We start from the raw sequence: 2,470 nt of genomic DNA on the forward strand, positions 1-2,470 counted from the left end.
GGCGTGCTGAACCTGATCAATTTTGCGCACGGCGACGTGCTCATGATCGGCGCGATGGCAGGCTTGAGCATTTTGAAGCTGATCCAGCACGTGGCGCCGGACCTGCCGGGCATCGTCAAGCTGATCATCGCCATCATCGGCGCGATCCCCGTGTGCGTGATCGTGAGCATGATCATCGAACGGGTAGCCTACCGTCCGCTGCGCAATGCACCGCGCCTGGCGCCCCTGATCACCGCCATCGGCGTGTCGATCCTGTTGCAGACGCTGGCCATGATGATCTGGGGCCGCAGCCCGCTGCCGTTCCCGCAGATCATGCCGTCGGACCCGGTGCACATCGCCGGCGCGCTGATCTCGCCGACCCAGATCATGTTGCTGCTGCTGGCCCTGGCCGCCATGATCGGCCTGGTCCTCATCGTTGAGAAAACCAAGATGGGCCGCGCCATGCGCGCCACGGCCGAGAACCCGCGCATTGCCGGGTTGATGGGCGTGGATTCGAATCGCGTGATCGTGGTCACCTTCATCATCGGCGCCGCGCTTGCCGCAATCGCCGGCGTGATGTGGGCCGCCAACTACTCCACAGCGCAATTCGCCATGGGCTTCGTGCCGGGGTTGAAGGCCTTCTCGGCAGCGGTCTTGGGCGGCATCGGCAATATCTACGGCGCCATGCTGGGCGGCATTCTGCTGGGTCTGATCGAGAGCCTGGGCGCCGGTTACATCGGCGACCTGACGGGCGACTTCCTGGGCAGTAACTACCAGGACATCTTCGCCTTCATCGTGCTGATCATCGTCTTGACCCTGCGTCCTTCGGGAATCATGGGTGAACGCGTCGCCGACCGCGCCTAAAAATTTACTCATGTTCCTACTGCGCGAACGTGATCTGCCGCCGTACGGTGCTCGCCATCCTCGTGTACCTCAGTACACTCCGGTGGCTGTGCTCCGGTCGGCGACAGCTGACGTCCGCTCGCTACGGAACCTGAGCAAATTTTCCATTTGCTAACGCAAACAGAAAGAACTTAATTATGGCCTTCCTCACCTTCGACAAGAAACGCAACCCGCGCCAGGCCAACATCAGCCTGGTGGTGCTGTTGATCCTGATGATCATCTTCCCCTTCGTTGCCAGCATGTTCGGCAACTCCTGGGTACGCATCATGGATATGGCGTTGCTGTACATCATGCTGGCCCTGGGCCTGAACGTAGTGGTCGGCTTCGCCGGCCTGCTGGACCTGGGCTACATCGCGTTCTACGCGATCGGCGCCTACACGGCAGGTTTGCTGGCGTCACCGCAGTTCGCCGACGTGCTGCAATCCTTCGTCAACACCTATCCGGCGGTGGGCAACTTCCTCGTGATGGTGTGCGGCCCGCAGATCGTGCAGACCGGGATTCACCTGTCGCTGTGGATCATCGTGCCGCTGTCGGCCATGGTGGCGGCGCTGTTCGGCGCACTGCTGGGTGCGCCAACGCTGAAGCTGCGTGGCGACTACCTCGCCATCGTGACACTGGGCTTCGGTGAAATCATCCGCATCTTCATGAACAACCTGAACGCGCCGGTGAACATCACCAACGGCCCGCAGGGGATCAACCTGATCGACCCGATCCGCGTCTTCGGTGTCTCGCTGGCCGGTGAACCCGGCTCCGGCTCGATCGTCAAGTTCCTCGGTTTCAGCATGCCGTCGGTGAACGCCTATTACTTCCTCTTCCTGCTGCTGTGCATCGGCGTGATCTTCTTCTCGATCCGCCTGCAGGACTCGCGCCTGGGCCGTGCCTGGGTGGCGATCCGCGAAGACGAGATCGCGGCAAAGGCCATGGGCATCAACACGCGTAACGTCAAACTCCTCGCGTTTGCGATGGGCGCGTCGTTCGGTGGTGTGGCCGGCGCCATGTTCGCCTCCTTCCAGGGCTTCGTCTCGCCGGAATCCTTCTCGCTGACCGAATCGATTGCGGTCCTGGCCATGGTGGTGCTGGGCGGCATCGGCCACATCCCCGGCGTGGTGCTGGGCGGCGTGATCCTGGCGGCCTTGCCGGAAGTGCTGCGTCACGTGGTCGAACCGGTGCAGATGAGCCTGTTCGGCAAAGTCTGGATCGACGCCGAAGTGCTGCGCCAGTTGCTCTACGGCCTGGCCATGGTGATCATCATGTTGAATCGTCCTGCGGGCCTGTGGCCATCGCCCAAGCATGAAGACCGCCCCGAAGCCGACCACCCGCACGGCGACGCCGCCGTGGGCGTGGTCAAGGCCTGAGCATCGACGAACAGTACAGAGGACAAATCAATGAGCACTAGCACCCTGTTAAAAATCGCCGACGTCAGCAAACGCTTCGGCGGCCTGCAAGCCCTGTCAGGCGTGAGCCTGACGATTGAACAAGGCCAGATCTACGGCCTGATCGGCCCCAACGGCGCCGGCAAGACCACCTTCTTCAACGTCATCACCGGGCTGTACCAGCCCGACACCGGCAGCTTCGAGCTGGCCGGCAA

The 2,470-nt window shown here is 62.3% G+C and carries 3 protein-coding genes; all 3 read left to right on the top strand.

The genetic code is table 11. The annotated features are described in order from the left end of the window. Nucleotides 1-843: branched-chain amino acid ABC transporter permease (locus E4P32_RS23990; protein ID WP_135008794.1), on the top strand; the 843-nt coding region annotated here is incomplete at its 5' end. A 176-nt stretch (nucleotides 844-1,019) separates the two neighbouring features. Beyond that, a complete protein-coding gene (locus E4P32_RS23995; RefSeq protein ID WP_116436941.1) occupies nucleotides 1,020-2,237 on the top strand; it encodes an ABC transporter ATP-binding protein in 1,218 nt (405 codons plus the stop codon). Between the two features lie 30 nt (nucleotides 2,238-2,267). Continuing rightward, the coding region (locus tag E4P32_RS24000; protein WP_116436940.1) for an ATP-binding cassette domain-containing protein at nucleotides 2,268-2,470 on the top strand (203 nt) is incomplete at its 3' end.

Source organism: Herbaspirillum sp. 3R11 (assembly GCF_004563925.1).
In the GTDB taxonomy this organism is placed as follows: domain Bacteria; phylum Pseudomonadota; class Gammaproteobacteria; order Burkholderiales; family Burkholderiaceae_D; genus Herbaspirillum.